The 16,813-nt window shown below is 63.6% G+C and carries 11 protein-coding genes and 2 pseudogenes; 8 read left to right on the top strand and 5 right to left on the bottom strand.

What is annotated here, in order from left to right:
• The first annotated feature begins 36 nt into the window (after positions 1 to 36).
• On the top strand, positions 37 to 591 hold the full coding sequence (locus tag L6637_RS19595; protein WP_237871745.1) for an ActR/PrrA/RegA family redox response regulator transcription factor: 555 nt from the start codon (positions 37 to 39) through the stop codon (positions 589 to 591).
• Between the two features lie 291 nt (positions 592 to 882).
• On the opposite strand, the gene L6637_RS19600 is transcribed toward L6637_RS19595, so the two are convergent.
• Positions 883 to 1,374: an MmcB family DNA repair protein gene (locus L6637_RS19600; RefSeq protein WP_237871747.1), complete on the bottom strand. Its 492-nt coding sequence runs from the start codon at positions 1,372 to 1,374 to the stop codon at positions 883 to 885.
• Positions 1,375 to 1,540: 166 nt separating this feature from the next.
• On the opposite strand from L6637_RS19600, the gene L6637_RS19605 reads away from it, so the two are divergent.
• Positions 1,541 to 3,238, top strand: coding sequence for an alpha-amylase family protein (locus L6637_RS19605; protein ID WP_237871749.1), 1,698 nt, complete (start codon positions 1,541 to 1,543; stop codon positions 3,236 to 3,238).
• 143 nt (positions 3,239 to 3,381) lie between these two features.
• Here L6637_RS19605 and L6637_RS19610 read toward each other — a convergent pair whose 3' ends face one another.
• Positions 3,382 to 4,986 carry an alpha-amylase family glycosyl hydrolase gene (locus tag L6637_RS19610; protein WP_237871955.1) on the bottom strand — a complete coding sequence of 535 codons (1,605 nt, stop codon included), beginning with the start codon at positions 4,984 to 4,986 and terminating at the stop codon, positions 3,382 to 3,384.
• Positions 4,987 to 5,152: 166 nt separating this feature from the next.
• On the opposite strand from L6637_RS19610, the gene L6637_RS19615 reads away from it, so the two are divergent.
• Positions 5,153 to 5,824 (top strand): MBL fold metallo-hydrolase, encoded by a 672-nt coding sequence (locus tag L6637_RS19615; protein ID WP_237860466.1) that lies wholly within the window; start codon positions 5,153 to 5,155, stop codon positions 5,822 to 5,824.
• A 12-nt stretch (positions 5,825 to 5,836) separates the two neighbouring features.
• Here L6637_RS19615 and L6637_RS19620 read toward each other — a convergent pair whose 3' ends face one another.
• Together L6637_RS19620 and L6637_RS19625 are read right to left on the bottom strand one after the other, a co-directional pair.
• Positions 5,837 to 7,018 carry an extracellular catalytic domain type 1 short-chain-length polyhydroxyalkanoate depolymerase gene (locus L6637_RS19620; protein ID WP_237871751.1) on the bottom strand — a complete coding sequence of 394 codons (1,182 nt, stop codon included), beginning with the start codon at positions 7,016 to 7,018 and terminating at the stop codon, positions 5,837 to 5,839.
• A gap of 141 nt (positions 7,019 to 7,159) precedes the next feature.
• Positions 7,160 to 8,569 carry an MFS transporter gene (locus L6637_RS19625; RefSeq protein ID WP_237871753.1) on the bottom strand — a complete coding sequence of 470 codons (1,410 nt, stop codon included), beginning with the start codon at positions 8,567 to 8,569 and terminating at the stop codon, positions 7,160 to 7,162.
• Positions 8,570 to 8,803: 234 nt separating this feature from the next.
• On the opposite strand from L6637_RS19625, the pseudogene L6637_RS19630 reads away from it, so the two are divergent.
• A pseudogene (locus tag L6637_RS19630) lies at positions 8,804 to 10,039 on the top strand (LLM class flavin-dependent oxidoreductase).
• Positions 10,040 to 10,153: 114 nt separating this feature from the next.
• On the top strand, positions 10,154 to 11,530 hold the full coding sequence (locus L6637_RS19635) for a cytochrome P450 (RefSeq protein WP_237871755.1): 1,377 nt from the start codon (positions 10,154 to 10,156) through the stop codon (positions 11,528 to 11,530).
• Between the two features lie 131 nt (positions 11,531 to 11,661).
• On the opposite strand, the pseudogene L6637_RS19640 reads toward L6637_RS19635, so the two are convergent.
• Positions 11,662 to 11,847 (bottom strand): annotated as a pseudogene (locus L6637_RS19640) (SDR family NAD(P)-dependent oxidoreductase); the annotation flags it as partial.
• 173 nt (positions 11,848 to 12,020) lie between these two features.
• Here L6637_RS19640 and L6637_RS19645 point away from each other — a divergent pair.
• The 3 genes from L6637_RS19645 (at position 12,021) to L6637_RS19655 (ending at position 16,707) form a co-directional block, all read left to right on the top strand.
• Positions 12,021 to 12,986 (top strand): sensor histidine kinase, encoded by a 966-nt coding sequence (locus tag L6637_RS19645; RefSeq protein WP_237871757.1) that lies wholly within the window; start codon positions 12,021 to 12,023, stop codon positions 12,984 to 12,986.
• Positions 12,987 to 13,287: 301 nt separating this feature from the next.
• Positions 13,288 to 15,024 carry a putative bifunctional diguanylate cyclase/phosphodiesterase gene (locus tag L6637_RS19650; RefSeq protein WP_237871759.1) on the top strand — a complete coding sequence of 579 codons (1,737 nt, stop codon included), beginning with the start codon at positions 13,288 to 13,290 and terminating at the stop codon, positions 15,022 to 15,024.
• A 240-nt stretch (positions 15,025 to 15,264) separates the two neighbouring features.
• Positions 15,265 to 16,707 (top strand): sigma-54 interaction domain-containing protein, encoded by a 1,443-nt coding sequence (locus tag L6637_RS19655; RefSeq protein WP_237871761.1) that lies wholly within the window; start codon positions 15,265 to 15,267, stop codon positions 16,705 to 16,707.
• The last annotated feature ends 106 nt before the right edge of the window (positions 16,708 to 16,813 follow it).

Genomic DNA, 16,813 nt, shown 5'->3' on the forward strand with positions numbered 1-16,813 from the left:
ACGCCATATGTAGATGTGCAGAGAGAGGACAAAACCTTGAACGCCATCGCCGAACTGAATGAACAGGCCGACCGCTCGCTTCTCATCGTTGAGGACGACAAGCCGTTCCTGGAGCGTCTGTCGCGCGCCATGGAGACACGCGGCTTTGCGGTGACGTCATGTGACACGGTCTCGGATGGTCTTGCACAAATCGGCAAGTCCGCCCCGGCCTTCGCTGTGGTTGATCTGCGTCTCGGTGACGGCAACGGTCTCGACGTCGTCTCCGCGCTGAAGAAGAAGCGCCCCGAAGCCCGCGCCATCGTATTGACCGGCTATGGCAACATCGCCACCGCCGTCACCGCGGTGAAGATGGGCGCGATCGATTATCTCTCGAAGCCCGCGGATGCCGACGACGTCGTCGCCGCGCTGCTCTCGACCAGCGCTGAAAAATCCGAGCTGCCGGCGAACCCGATGTCGGCAGACCGCGTGCGCTGGGAGCACATCCAGCGCATCTACGAGATGTGCAATCGCAACGTCTCTGAAACGGCGCGAAGGCTCAACATGCACCGGCGCACCTTGCAGCGGATCCTGGCGAAGCGCGCGCCGAGATAGTTCCGGCAATCGATACTCTACCACCGTCACCCTGAGGTGGCCGCTTCTTCAGCGGCCCTCGAAGGGCGACGGCCCGGCTGCATCTCGGCCGTACATCCTTCGAGGCTCGCTGCGCTCGCACCTCCAGCGACAACGGCTTCGCCGTTGCGCGGGGATGGCGGGAAAATAGGTCTCGTAGGGTGGGCAAAGGCGCGAAGCGCCGTGCCCACGACTTCTTTCCGAATTTCATCGATAGGTTTGGTGGGCACGCTTTCGCTTTGCCCACCCTACGGCACCTTTATTGGGGCGCCGCTACTCCCAAAAATCTGCGTGGCCCTGCGGATCGACCAGGCGGTTGATCCGCAACGCGGCGGCCATGCCAAACCGCACCGTCATCTGCTTGCGCGTGGCCGCGGCGATTCTGTGCTCGGGCGCTTCGCAATGCATGTGCGCGCCATAGGCATCGGCGATGATCAGGCCGGTGTCCTGCGGAAAGATATCGCAAGGCAAATCCTGCGTGAAGGCAAAGAACAGCCGGTCGCAATGGGCGCGGTATTCGTGCCATTTCTGATCGGCGCGCAAATCCTCGACTGACGACTTGATTTCGACAATCCAGATCTCGCCGCGCTCGTTCAGCGCCACCAGATCGGCGCGCCGGCCCGACGGCAGCGGCAATTCGCTGATGCAGGAAAAGCCGAGCGAACGCAGCAGCCGCGCGGTGCCGCGCGCGATCGCGAGCGCTGTCTCCGACTGACGGCGGTCAGGCGGTGGAACAAGCGCGATGTTGCGGGCGGGGTTGTCCATGGTGGGAGAGTAGCCGATTCCACTCTGCCCGTCATTCCGGGGCGCGCCACTTGGCGCGCCCCGGGACGGCAGCGAGCGTGACGCGAGAGCAGGAACCTCCCCCTCCCTACGCACTTATCACGCAGCCGCCGACGGTTGCGGGCGGAGCGAACGAGGCTGCGCGCGCATGATCGACGATCTCTGGTACAAAAACGGCGTGATCTATTGCCTCTCGGTCGGCACCTATATGGATGCCAACGGCGACGGCATCGGCGACTTCAAGGGCCTCTTGCGCCGGCTCGATTATCTGCACGGGCTCGGCATCACCACGATCTGGCTGATGCCGTTCCAGACCTCGCCCGGCCGCGACGATGGTTACGATGTCGCCGACTATTACAGCGTCGATTCCCGTTACGGCACGCTCGGCGATTTCGTCGAGTTCACCCATGGCTGCAAGCAGCGCGGCATCCGAGTCATCATCGACCTCGTCGTCAACCACACCTCGGACCAGCATCAATGGTTCAAGGAAGCGCGGCGCGACAAGAACTCGCCCTACCGAGACTGGTATGTGTGGTCCGACAAGAAGCCGGCCAACGCCAACACCGGTATGGTGTTTCCCGGTGTCCAGAAGTCGACATGGACCCGCGACAAGGAAGCCGGCGCCTGGTTCTTCCACCGCTTCTACGATTTCCAGCCCGATCTCAACACCTCGAATCCGCATGTGCAGGCCGAGATTTTGAAGATCATGGGCTTCTGGATCCAGCTCGGCGTCTCCGGCTTCCGCATGGACGCCGTGCCCTTCGTGATCGCCACCAAGGGCGCGAAGGTCAGGAAGCCCGTCGAGCAATACGACATGCTGCGCACCTTCCGCGAATTCCTGCAATGGCGGCAGGGCGACGCCATCATCCTCGCCGAAGCCAACGTGAAGCCGGAAACCGACATGGACTATTTCGGCCGCGATGGCGACCGCATGCACATGATGTTCAACTTCCAGGCCAACCAGAACTTGTTCTATGCGCTAGCGTCCGGCGATTCGCGTCCGCTGGCGAAGGCGCTGAAGGCGACCAAGCCGCGGCCGGCCGCGGCGCAATGGGGCCTGTTCCTGCGCAATCACGACGAGCTCGATCTCGGCCGGTTGACCAAGGCGCAACGCGACCTGGTCTTCAAGCGCTTTGGTCCGGACAAGGACATGCAGCTCTACGACCGTGGCATCCGCCGCCGGCTCGCGCCGATGCTGGGCGGCGACCGACGGCGGCTCGAGCTCGCCTACAGCCTGATGTGCACACTGCCGGGAACGCCTGTGATCCGCTACGGCGACGAGATCGCCATGGGCGACGATCTCTCGCTGCCGGAGCGCAATTGCGCGCGCACACCGATGCAATGGTCGACCGAGCCGCAGGGCGGCTTCACCAAGAGCAGCAAGCCGGCGAGCCCCGTCATCGATAAGGGGCCCTACGGCTTCGAGCACCTCAATGTCGCAAAACAGCGGCGCGATCCGAATTCGATGCTGAACTGGACCGAGCGTATCGTGCGCATGCGCAAGGAAGTGCCGGAGATCGGCTGGGGCGATTTCGCCATCATCGCGACGCGCGATCCCGCCGTCTTCATCATGCGTTACGACTGGCGCAACAATTCCGTGCTGTTCGTGCACAATCTGGATGAGAAGCCGCGGGAGACCACGTTCTCGGCGGGACTGCCCGGCGATGCCGGTGAGCACCTGATCAATTTGCTGGCGGAAGACCACAGCCACGCCGACAAGCGCGGCCAGCACCGCGTCGTGCTGGAGCCGTATGGCTATCGCTGGTATCGCGTTGGCGGGCTGGACTATCTGTTGAAACGGAGCGATATCGACGAGAGCAACGCTGGGAACAAGCATCCGGGGTAGTGTCACAGCGTCGTCCTGGCGAAAGCCAGGACCCATCACCCCAAGGGTTCGTCGTCGCCCGAGCTAGTAACCACCGGCCTTCGCCAAACTCATCCCTGGGGTAATGGATCCTGGATCTGCGCTTCGCTGTTCCAGGACGACGGCTAGGTATGAGGCGGCGCCACCACGACGCCCTCATTGCCACGCAGATCCAGCACGCCCTCAAGCCTCTCCCCCTCGCGATCCAGGAACGTCGACAGCAATATCTCGCTGCCAAAGCGGATCGAACTGGTGGTCACCGCAATCGGCTCGGGGCCGAGATTGAGCACCACGATGAGCGCCCTGCCCTCGGCCTCACGGCGATAGATCAGCAGGTCGCCTTGCGCGGCGATCGGATGATAGTCGCCGGCGACAAGCGCGGGCGAACTCTTCCGCAGCGCGATCAGACGCTTGTACAGGCTGAGGATCGAGCGCGCGTCGGCTTCGAGATTGACGACGTTCTCATGGATATGGTCGTCGGGCAGCGGCAACCATGGTCTGACGTCCGAGAAGCCGCCGAACTGCGACGAATCCCATTGCATCGGCGTACGGCAGCCGTCGCGTCCGACGCCGATGCCGGGCACGTTCTTCTCGAAGGGATCGCGAACGTCCTCCGGCGCGATCGCGAGCTGATGCATGCCGATCTCGTCGCCGTAATAGAGCGTCGGCGTGCCGCGCAGTGTCAGCAGCAGCATGGCGGCGATGCGGGCCTGCTCGGGACCGACACGGCTCGCAACGCGCGGGCGATCGTGATTGCCGAGCACCCAGTTCGGCCAGGCGCCTGTGGGCAGCGCCTTCTCGTAATCCTCGATGATCTTCTCGATCGAGCGCGCGCTCCAGAAGGTCGAGAGCAGCGCGAAATTAAACGGCATTTGCGCGCCGGTGAGATCGTTGCCGTAATAGGCCATCAGGCGGTGCAGCGGCAGATAGACCTCGCCGATCAAGACGCGCGCGGAATAGGCATCTGTGACGCGCCGCATCTCGGCGATGACGTCGAACACCTCCGGCTGGTCGGTGGAGTATTGCGTCAGGATCTTCTCGTTCGGCGGCCGGCCCTCGACATAGCGCGGGTTCGGCGGGTTGTCGCGAAACGCCGCATCCTTGATCAGGTGCCAGATCACGTCGACACGGAAGCCGTCGACGCCTTTCTCGAGCCAGAACCGCATCACGTCGTACATCGCCGCGCGGACATCGGGGTTGCGCCAGTTGAGGTCCGGCTGCTGGGCGAGGAAGGCGTGGTAGTAATATTGGCCGGTGGCCTCGTCGAATTGCCACGCGCTGCCGCCGAACTCGGACAGCCAGTTGTTCGGGACGCCGCCATCGGGCGCCGGATCGCGCCAGATGTACCAGTCGCGCCTGGGGTTATCGCGCGAGGCGCGGCTCTCGACGAACCAGGGATGCTGGTCGGAGGTGTGGTTCGGGACGAGATCGAGGATCAGCTTCAATCCGTTGTCGTGCGCGGCGGCGAGCAGCGCGTCGAAATCCGTCATGGTGCCGAACAGCGGATCAATACCGGTATAGTCGGAGATGTCGTAGCCGAAATCGGCCATCGGCGAGGGGAAGATCGGCGACAGCCAGATCGCATCGACGCCGAGCGATTTCACATAAGGCAGTCGTCGCAAAATGCCGGCGAGATCGCCGACGCCGTCACCGTCCGAGTCCTGAAAGGAGCGCGGATAGATCTGATAGAAGATGCCGTCGCGCCACCAAAAGTCGCCGCCCTGTGCCATCTCGGACATCCGCCTGGAAATCTGCTTCGCGCGAGAGAACGCGGAAGCAACGCCCCCGGTTCAAACAGCCACACCAATTGGGACGACCGTGTGACATCAGCCTGTTCCGCAGGCCGACCACGACTATTTTGCTTGGCGGCGCAGCAAAAATCGGCATTGTGAGGCCATGAGCGAGCAAACCGACACCCAACAAGCCAAAGCCGGCGCGATCATCGTGCCCGTGACGCTGTTCGAGCAGAACTGCACCATCATCTGGGACGAGCCTTCCAAGAAGGCCGTGGTGATCGATCCCGGCGGGGACGTGCCGAAGATCCTGGACGCGATCAAGCAGACCGGCGTCACCGTGGAGAAGATCTGGCTGACCCACGGCCATATCGACCATGTCGGCGGCGCGGCCGACTTGCGCGATGCACTGAAAGTGCCGATCGAGGGCCCGCATGTCGCGGACAAATATCTGCTCGACAACGTGGTCGAGAGCGGCGCGCGCTTCGGCATGACTGATGTGCGCAATTTCGAGCCGGACCGCTGGCTCGACGAAGGCGACAGCGTATCGATCGGCGACTTGACGTTCGACATCCTGCACTGCCCCGGTCACTCACCGGGCAGCGTGGTGTTCTTCAACGGGGATTTGCGCTTTGCCCATGTCGGCGACGTCTTGTTCGCCGGCTCGGTCGGCCGTACCGATTTGCCTGGCGGCAGCCACGCCACGCTGATCAACTCGATCATGACGAAGCTGCTGCCGCTCGGCGACGACGTCGGCTTCATCTGCGGCCACGGCGCCGGCTCGAGCATCGGCCAGGAGCGGATGACCAATCCGTTCATCACCGGCGAGATGTGAGCGCGCCGCGCGCTACTTCATCAATCCCGCCGCCGTCAGGGCGCGGGTGATGATCTGGCCGAGATCGAAGCGGCTAGCCTGCTCGCGCTTCGGCTCGGCCTTCTCCTCGGCCACCTTCACACGGATCGTGCGGGCGAGATGCGGCGCCGGCGAACGCACGGGGGCTGCCTTTGCCGGAGCGACGGGCTTCGCCTCATCCTTCTTCGCCTCCTGAATCCAGCCGGTGAGGCCGAAGAATTTTGCGATGTGATAAGACGAGGAAATGCCGGCCTCGATCAGGAACGCGCCTTCGACGCCGTAGCGCTGATCGTTGTCGGCAAGCCCGAGCGGCGTGCCGTGCGCCATGCCTGTGATGGCGTAGGACTCGACCAGCGTTTCGCCGTCCCTGTTCCACCAGGCCTGACGCGGATAGCCGTCGACGACGGTCTCGGCCATCGGGATCATCGGCAGGTCGTGCAGATCGAGCCACTGCTTGACGATTTCGTTGGCATTGCCGGGATTGACGGTGCGGTCGGCGCTGCCGTGCCACACCGACACTTTCGGCCAGGATCCGCGATGGTTGGACGCCCGCCGCACGAAATCGCCGAGCTCGCGCTCGGGCCGCTCAGGCGAGTGAAACATGCCGTCGAGCGCTTCGCGCAAGTTCGACGCGATGCCGTAGGGAAGACCCGCGATGATCGCGCCGGCCGCGAACACCTCCGGATAGGTCGCAAGCATCACCGAGGTCATGCCGCCGCCGGCGGAAAGACCGGTGATGTAGATGCGCCTGGGATCGACGCGATGCGCCCCGACCATATGCGCGATCATCTCGCGGATCGAACGCGCCTCGCCAGAGTCGCGCGCGGTGTCGTCAGGGTTGAACCAGTTGAAGCAGGTGTTGCCATTGTTGATGCGCTGCTGCTCGGGCATGACGAGCGCAAAGCCATAGTGACGCGCGAGCGTCGACCAGCCCGCACCGAGGTCGTAAGCCGCGGCCGTCTGGCCGCAGCCGTGCAGCACGACGACGAGCGCGCGCGGCTTCTGCAACTGCGCCGGCACGAAGGCGAACATGCGCAAGGCGCCGGGATTGTCGCCAAAGCCGGTGACCTCCTGCAGCGGGCTGGACGAGTCAGCGCTTGCGCCGAAGTCGGGCAGGCGCAGACCGTCCATCCTTGGCAAACGTCTCAACAGATCGACATTTCGGGCTAACGACACGGCAAGTTCCTGGTGGGCGACTCTCAACGTTTACCCAGACCAGATAGTTGCTGCAGTGCAAAATGAAAAGGCCGTGTGCTGCCGATCCCTGCGGAATCACGCCAAATCCCGGGAAAAACCGCATGTATTAACCGCAATGCCTCAACTTCGTGCAGATGCGCGGCGCATCCACGTCAGGAATGCGGCTGACATCATGATTAATGTCACAAACAGCGCGAGCGAGACGAGAAAACCTGCGCGCGCTGATTGCAACGATTCGATTGCGAAGAACACCGCGCCGATCGCGGCCACTCCGGCCGCATTTCCGATCTGCGCTGTCGTGCCGTACATGCCCGACGCCGAGCCCGCCGCGACAGGCTTGACGGTCGAGAGCACGGCGCCCGACAGCGGCGCCATGACCAGGCCCTGGCCGTAGCCGAAGATGAGCATGACGAGCGCGAGCGCGACCGGCGTCGGCGCGTCGAGCGCGTCTACGACAAGCGCGAGCGCGGCGAGGCCGGCGATCTGCAACGCGCAGCCTTCGAGCAAAACCCTGGTCCCCCGATGCCTTGCCCGCGCGCCGCTATGGCGCGAGGCGACGACGAAGGCCAGCGCGAGCGGAATAAAGGCGAGGCCGGCCGCGAGCGGCGGGATCTTCAGGCCGCGCTGCATGAACAGCGTCATCACCAGATAGAACGAGAGATTGGCGGCAAAGAAAAAGAAGGCGGCGCCAAGCCCGCGCAGGAACGCGGCATCCGCCAGCAGCGCCAGATCGATCAGCGGCATGCCGGCGCGCGCGACCGCGTGTTCGAGCTTGACGAATGCAAAGAGGATCATGCCGCCGCCTGCCATCACCGCCCACAACCACGGCGCCCAGCCGACATCGTGGCCGAACAGCAACGGGCCGATCAGGCACAACAGCCCAGCGAACAACACCACGCTGCCCTTGATGTCGAGCCTTGTGCCCGCTCGCCGCGGCACCGTCGGCATGATCAGCCAGGCAGCAGCGGCGATGACGAGGCCGCAAGGCACGTTGACGAAGAACACCGAGCGCCAGCCGGTATGGGCAATGTCGATCGTGACCAGCAGACCACCAAGCAGAAAGCCGGCGGCACCCGCGAGCCCAAGCACGATGCCATAGATGCCGAATGCGCGGCTGCGCGACTCGTCCGTGAACAGCAGATGCAGGGTCGCCAGCACCTGCGGCACCATCAGTGCTGCGGTGGCACCCTGCGCCAGCCGGGCGATGATCAGCTCCATGCCTGAATGTGCGAGCCCGCACCACAGCGACGTCGCGGTGAAGCCGAGCACGCCGACGAGAAACACATTCCTGGTGCCGTGGATATCGCCGAGCCGGCCGCCGGTGACGACCAGCGTCGCATAGGCGATCAGATAGATCGCGATGACGGATTCGATCTGCGCCGGGCTCGCGTGCAGATCGACCGCGATGGTGGGGATGGCGACGTTCACGATGAAGGCGTCGACGCCGAACATGAATTGCGCGGCGACGACGATCGCCAGCACCCACCAGCGCCGGGTCGAATCGACGGGCTTTGTGACGGTTTGATGCATCGGCGCGGGCCCCTTCGAACTGCCGGACTGATGATTTCAGCCCTCAGGTCTCTCCGCCATTACCTCGGAGGTCAGATTTGCGGGCCCCTTGCCTTCTCCCCGCAAGCGGGGAGAGGGAGATGATGAGCGCATGCCTGCATTCCGCGGCGCGGGACATCGCGTGATTGCGTTCGTGCCGTCGGACACGTAGCCTCTCGCCACCAACAAACAAAAAACTCAGCCGGAGAGAACGCCATGGCGCGCTTGAAGTTTGGAGCCTTTCTTGCCCCGCATCACCCGATCGGGGAGCATCCGATGCTCCAGTTTCGGCGCGATCTCGATCTGGTCGAGCAGCTCGACGCGCTCGGCTATGACGAGTTCTGGTGCGGCGAGCACCACTCCTCCGGCTGGGAGATGATCGCCTCGCCCGAGATGTTCCTGGCCGCGGCCGGCGAGCGCACCAAGCGGATCAGGCTCGGCACCGGCGTGATCTCGCTGCCCTATCACCACCCCTTCAACGTCGCCCAGCGCATGGTGCAGCTCGACCACATGACCGGCGGCCGCGCCATCTTCGGCTCCGGCCCCGGCGCGCTGGCCTCGGACGCACATACGCTCGGCATCGACCCGATGACGCAGCGCGATCGCCAGGATGAGGCGATCGACGTGATCCGTCGCCTCTTCAATGGCGAGCGTGTCACCGCCAAGACCGAGTGATTCACCATGAACGACGCCGCGCTCCAGCTTCTGCCGTTGCAGGAGGAGATGCCGTTTGTCGTCGCCTCGCAGATCTCGCCGTCGGGCATGACCCTCGCCGGCAAATATGGCATCGGCATCATCTCGCTGGGCTCGATGACGACGCAGGGGCTGATGTCGCTGCAACAGCAATGGCAATTCGCCGAGGATGCCGCCAAGAAGCACGGCACGAAGGTCGACCGCGCCGACTGGCGCGTGCTGCTGACCTTCCACATCGCCGAAAGCCGCGAACAGGCCCGCAAGGAGGCCGGCGCCGGGCTGATGCGCTGGCACAACGAATATAATGTCGGCACGCTGCAGCGGCCGGGCCTCACCGCCTTCTCCTCGCCTGACGAGGCCGTGGACAAGACCGCCTTCGTCGAAGGTGCCGCGTCCACCATCGGCACGCCCGACGATCTCGTCAAAACCATCAAGAACGTGATGGAGGTATCAGGCGGCGTCGGTGCCATCATCGGCTTCGTGCACGATTGGGCCAATCCGGAAGCCACGCGCCGGAGCTGGGACATGGTGGCGCGCTATGTCGTGCCGGAAATCAACGGCTATATCGACGGCCTGCGCAGGTCGCAAAAATTCGTGATCGAGAACCGCGCGATTTTCGAGCGCGCCGGTCAGGCCGTGATGGCCAAGATCATGCAGAACGAGAAGGCCGCCGAGGCATTGAAGGTCACCGGCCCCGGCCGGGTCGCGATTCCCGCCGTCAACGCGCCGGATTTGCAGAAGGAAGCGGCGAAGCGGTAGGGGACATTCGTCGTCCCGGCGAAGGTGTGTGTTGACTTGCGCGCCAAACAACCCTCGCGTCACCGTGCCGGTTTTGTGCTATGTCGTCGGGGTCAGCCATCCGGAGCAATCGTCATGTCGATGCAGAATGTGGCCACATCCGCGCTTCAGTACACCGCGCCGAAACGCAATGAGCTGACGCACATCCCCGGCGACGAAGGCTGGCCGGTCATCGGCAAGACGTTTCAGGTGCTCGCCGATCCCAAGGGGCATATCGAGCGAAACGGCGCGAAATACGGCCCGGTCTACCGCACCCATATTTTCGGCGAGACCAACATCGTGCTGCTCGGCCCCGAGGCCAACGAGCTCGTGCTGTTCGACCAGCAAAAGCTGTTCTCGTCGACCCATGGCTGGAACAACGTGCTTGGCCTGTTGTTTCCGCGCGGGCTGATGCTGCTCGATTTCGACGAGCACAGGCTGCATCGCAAGGCGTTGTCGGTCGCGTTCAAGTCCGGGCCGATGAAGTCCTATCTCAGCGATCTCGACCGCGGCATCTCCGCGCGCGTCGCGCAATGGAAGGCCAAGCCGGGCGAGATGCGGCTTTATCCGGCGATGAAGCAGCTCACGCTCGATCTCGCCGCGACGTCCTTTCTCGGCGCCGACATCGGACCGGAGGTCGACGAGATCAACCGCGCCTTCGTCGACATGGTGGCGGCTGCGGTCGCCCCGATCCGCCGTCCCCTTCCCGGCACGCAGATGGCGGCAGGCGTGAGGGGGCGCAAGCGCATCATCGCCTATTTCCGCGAGCAGATTCCGCTGCGACGTGGCAATCACGGCGGCGATGATCTGTTCTCGCATCTCTGCCGCGCCACCCATGAGGATGGCGCGCTGCTGTCCGACCAGGACATCATCGACCATATGAGCTTCCTGATGATGGCCGCGCACGACACGCTGACCTCGTCGCTGACGTCTTTCATCGGTGAGCTCGCCGCCAATCCCGACTGGCAGAGCCGGCTGCGCAGCGAAGTTCTCGCGCTGGGGCTCGCGCCGCATGCAGCCAGCAGCTTCGATGATCTCGAAAAAATGGCGCTGTCGGAAATGGCCTTCAAGGAAGCGCTGCGGATCAAGCCGCCGGTGCCCTCGATGCCGCGGCGCGCGATGCGCGATTTCACCTTCAAGGGCTATGCGATTCCCGCCGGAACCGCTGTCGGCGTCAATCCACTCTACACGCACCACATGAAGGATATCTGGCCGGAGCCTGATCGCTTCGATCCCTTGCGCTTTACCGAGGAAGCCCAGCGCAATCGCCATCGCTTCGCCTGGATTCCGTTCGGCGGCGGCGCCCATATGTGCCTCGGCCTGCACTTCGCCTACATGCAGGCGAAATGCTTCGCGCGGCACTTCCTGCAGAACATCGAGGTGTCGCTGGAGCCTGGCTACAAGCCGGAGTGGCAGATGTGGCCGATTCCGAAGCCGCGGGATGGATTGAGGGTGAGGATGAAGGCGGTGTAGCCGCCGCTCTCGTAGCGTGGGCAAAGGCACAGAGCGCCGAGCCCACCATTTCTCAATGAGAGGAAGTTGGTGGGCACGGCGCGCGAGGGGCGCGCCTTTGCCCACCCGACGGCACCTCGCGCGCCGCTACACTCCCCGATCAAACGCCTTACGCACAGCACCGCCTCGCTCTCCGGTAGACGCCGGCCCGCGATCACAATTTTGGCACCTTCGGCAACCAAGACTTGCGCGGTACTTAATCCGATCCCGCTCGTCGCACCCGTGATCACCGTAACCACGCCGTCAAGCCAGGCCCTGGAATGGGCCTGTTTTCGAATGATTTGATGCCAAATGGCGGACACCGATCGATGACATCGCTGCGACATCAAGCGCCGCAACCATCGCTGTTCCAGCCTGATAGCGACAAGGCAAGCTTTGCTTGCGCATCCGAGATGCGTAACATCGTGGCCCGCCTCTCGATTTTCGGACGGAGATCGCAACCGGGCCGCGCATGGGGAAGCTAATCGACGAATTCCGCAAGGGCTGGCGGGGCGTGGCAACGCCGTCGCTGGGCCTGAGCCTTGCGTTCGCGCTGGCCTGCCTGCTGCTTTCGACTTTGGCGCGCTGGGGACTCGCGCATGTGCGCCCCGACGTCTATTTCACGCCGTACTTCCCCGCCGTGTTCTTTGCAGCGGCCTTCGGAGGATTTCGGGTCGGTATCGTGACCGCGCTGGTCGGCGGCGTGCTCGGTGTCGTCCTGAATTTCGACGATGTGTCTGCCGATCGTGCGCGCTTCGCGCTGTTGACGCTCTATTGGGGCGTCTGCGCCCTGACCATCTGGGGCGTCGAGCACTATCGAACGATGCTTGCCGAGCAGCGCCGGATCTCCAGGCGGCTGATCGAAGAGGAAGAGTATCGCAAGCTGCTGGTCGACGAGCTGCAGCACCGGCTGAAGAACAAGCTGTCGACCGTGCACGCCGTGCTGCATCAGGTGCTGCACGACCAGCCGCAGGTCTGGGCCCGGATCGACCCGCGGCTGCGTTCGCTGGCCGCGACCGACGATCTGATCTCGCGGATCGACAAGGGCGGTTGCGACATCCGCGATCTCCTGATCTCCGAGCTCGGCCCGTACGGCCATGTCCGCTTCACCCTCAACGGAGAGCGGCTGTTCCTGCCGCCGAAGCTCGCGGTGACACTGTCATTGATGTTTCACGAGCTTGCCACCAACGCCGGCAAATACGGCGCGTTCTCCGCACCGCGCGGATTGTTGCAGGTGTCATGGACCCTCAATGACGATCGTCTGACCATCACGTGGGACGAAACCGAGGGGCCGACCGTTGGCGAAATCTCCACGCCGGGCTTCGGTACCAAGCTCTTGAAGTCCGCGCTGTCAGCCTTCGACGGCAAGACCGAGATCTCATATTTGAAGACTGGGCTGCACTGCATCATGCAGTGTCGCATTCCCAAGAGCGAATAGAGCTTGGTCACCTCTCCCCGGCGGGGAGAGGTGGACCGCCCCCGGAGCTCACATCGGATTCAATCAGCGCTCGTGACGCCTCTCACCTCGCCGCAAACGAAAGACAAGCGCGCGCTTCGCCCGCGCTTTCGCAAGTGCCGTTGACGTTCTGTTAATGACGATCGACGGCGCGCCTCGCGGCACGACCTTTCTCCCCGGAACACCCCCGTATTTCAGCGGACTCCTTAACCAAACCTAAGAGGGAACTGCGCATGATCGCGCTCATTGCAAAGGCGCTGAAACAACAAGATTCATGACTTCTATGAACGACAATACACATAACGGCGCCAACGAAGCCGAACTCGGATTTCTCAAGGAAATCGTTAGAATGCTGCCTGCCGGCCTCACCGTGCAGGACGCGCAAGGCAAGCTTCTCCTGGTTAACGATGTCGCCGCCGCCCAGCTCGGCATGGACGGCAGCCGTCCGTCGCCGGATCTCGCGCAGCGTCGCGAGGCCTGTGAGCGCGCGCTCCGGGCCGGGCAGCCTGTCGTCTCCGAAGAAGCGCTTCAGGACGGTCCTGCGCGCCAGGTGTTGTTGACCACCCACCGACCGGTGCAGCTCGCCGGCCGCGAACTCTTGATCTCGGCGTCCGCCGACATCACCGAGCAGAAAAATTTCGAGGACCAGCTGTTTCGCTCGGCCTATTTCGACGAGTTGACCGGACTGCCCTCGCGGCGCGTCATCGAGCATCGCGCCAACAGCCTGCTCGGCCGCGATCGCAGCGGCGAGCGCTTCGCGCTGGCCTTTCTCGACGTCGACAATTTCAAGCACATCAACGACTATTACGGCCACGCCGTCGGCGACGCGCTGCTGGTCGAGCTTTCGAAACGGCTCGGGCGCGACTTGCGCGAGTCCGATATGCTGTCGCGCATCTCCGGCGACGAATTCCTGCTGCTGCTCTCGCCTATCCGGAGCCAGGAGGAAGTCGCCGAATTCATGACCTCGACATTGGAGCGGCTGACGGCTCCCTTCTTCATCGACAATTCGGAAGTGTTCGCCTCGACCTCGGTCGGTATCAGCCTGTATCCCGACCATGGAAGCAGCTTCGAGACGCTGCGCCAGAACGCCGACATCGCGATGTACCGCATCAAGAACAACGGCAAGGGATCCGCCGCCTTCTTCGATACCGGCATGGAGCGCGAGGCGCTGGCGCGGATGAAGATCGAGCAGTCGCTGCGGATGGCCATCCTCGAGAAGCGCTTCTGCTGCGCCTTCCAGTCCAAGGTCGACATCCGCACGCAAGCCGTGAAAGGCATCGAAGCGCTGGTGCGCCTGCGCGACGACGAGGGCGTCATCCAGGCACCGGGCTCCTTCATCAATCTCGCCGGCGAGCTCGGTCTGATCGACGAGCTCACTCATCTCGTGCTCGCCGAGATCGTCAAGTCGATCGACCTGATCAACGAGACCTTTGGCGCGGAAGCGACCATCAGCATCAATGTCGCCGCCAAGCAGGCCGGCAACCCCGAATTCATGCGCAATTTCGCCCAGGCGCTCGATGACACCGGCTTTCCCCGGCGATTCATGATCGAGGTGACGGAAGATGCCTTCGTCGCCAAGAACCACTTCCAGGCCGAGATCCTGCCGATGTTCCGCAAGCTCGGCGTCGGCATCTCCATCGACGATTTCGGCACCGGCTATTCGTCGCTGTCGGCGCTCGCCGACATCACCGCCGACGAGATCAAGATCGACCGCTCCTTCATCACCGACATCCATAAGCGGCCGCGCAGCCAGGGCATTTTGCGCGCGATCGAATCCTTGAGCGAAGCGCTCGGCATGACGGTCATTGCCGAAGGCATCGAATCCTATGAGGAGCTCGCCTATCTCCAGGCCGCGACCAAGATCCGCTACGCGCAGGGCTATTATTTCGCGCGGCCCATCTTCCTGGAGGAGCTGAAGCTCGCCACCCCCGCGTCCAGCGAATCGCGCGGCAGCGTCTCCGCCCGCCCGATGCAGCAGAACCGCCAGGGCTATTCGCGGGCGAGCGGGTATCGGCGGTAGGGGCGCAAGACTGATCCGTCATCCTGAGGTGCGAGCCGTGCGGCGCAACGCGGCGCATGGGGAGCCTCGAAGGATGTACGGCCGAACTGCCAGCCGGGCCGTCGCCCTTCGAGGCCGCTGAAGAAGCGGCCACCTCAGGGTGACGGTGGACAGACTTTGCGAGCTGGCTAGACCCCGTTTTCGCTCTTTGAAATTACAGCCTTTTTGGTAATACACAGGCAGACCTCCCCGAGGTACGCCATGTCTGGTCCCTCTTCCGTCGTCAGTGACCCCGCCTATATCCGCGCCCGCGCGATGGAGACGCTGTTCGAGCGGCTGGAGCATCTGTGCGAGGGCGCCATCGCGATCGATCGCAGCGGGCGCGTGGTCTATGTCAACGAGAAATACGTGACCGCGATCGGCCTCTCGCATGAATCCGAGGCGCTTGGCCGTCCGATCGAGGAGGTCATCCCCAACAGCCTGATGCGCAGGGTCGTGGAGACGGGCGAGCCGATCATCCTCGACATCATGGAGCTTGGGGGAGAGCAGCTCGTCGTCACCCGCATGCCGATCGAGGACGAGAAGGGCAACATCATCGGTGCGATCGGCTTCGTGCTCTACGATCGCCTCGAAGGCCTGAAGCCGCTGCTCGGTCGCGTCGCCCAGCTCGAGAACGACCTGCGGCTGGCGCGACGACAATTGTCGCACGCGCGCGCTGCACGCTTCACCTTCGAGGACTACGTCGGCAGCACCGCAGGCATCGCGCAGGCCAAGAAGCTCGCAGGCCGTGCAGCGCGCCAAAGCGTCACCGTCCTGCTCACGGGCGAGACCGGCACCGGCAAGGAAATGCTGGCGCAGGCAATCCACAATGCGTCCGCGCGCGCCGAAAAGCCTTTCGTGAGCGTCAACGTCGCGGCGATCCCGGATACGCTGATCGAATCGGAGTTCTTCGGGGCGGCGCCGGGCGCCTACACCGGTGCGGACCGCAAGGGCCGCGACGGCAAATTCCGGGTCGCCCACGGCGGTACGCTGTTTCTCGACGAGATCGGCGAGATGCCGCTGCAATTGCAGGCCAAGCTGCTGCGCGTTCTGCAGGAGCGGGAGATCGAACCGCTCGGCTCCGACAAGGTCACCAAGGTCGATGTGCGCGTAATTGCTGCCACCAATGTCGACCTGCACAAGCGGGTCAGCGAGGGGACATTCCGGGCCGATCTCTACTACCGGCTCAACGTGCTCTCGATCGTGCTGCCGCCGCTGCGTCATTGCCTGGACGACTTGCCAGAGATCTGCGGCCGGCTGCTGGAAGACATCAGCGCATCCGGCGACTATCTCAATGCCAGGATCACGCCGAGCGGTCTGACTGCGCTGGCGCGGTACGGCTGGCCCGGCAATGTCCGCGAGCTGCGCAACATCCTGGAACGCGCGTTGATCCTGAGCGATTCGGGACGCCTCACCAGCGACGATTTCGATCGCATTCTCCCCGTGAGCGCGGAGATGATACAAGCGGCACCAATGCGGCCGACCGGTCTCGTCCTGCCCTATGCGGAAGCCGAAGCCGAGTTCGAGAAGCACACGCTGGAACAGGCGCTTGCCGCCAGCAACGGCCAGATCTCGGAAGCGGCCAAGATGCTCCAGATCTCGCGCGCGACCTTCTACAAGAAGCTCGCGAAGTTCGGCCTCGCATCGGGCGCCGCCTCGATCTGAGATTCGAGACAGCGCGTGTCCGGAGTCTCGGATTCCGGACACGGCGCGTTGCGCCTCTTTCCCGACGCTTGCACTGAATCTGCTGGATTTTCCGCCATTTTGCGTA

The organism is Bradyrhizobium zhengyangense (genome assembly GCF_022012435.1).
Classification (GTDB): domain Bacteria; phylum Pseudomonadota; class Alphaproteobacteria; order Rhizobiales; family Xanthobacteraceae; genus Bradyrhizobium; species Bradyrhizobium zhengyangense.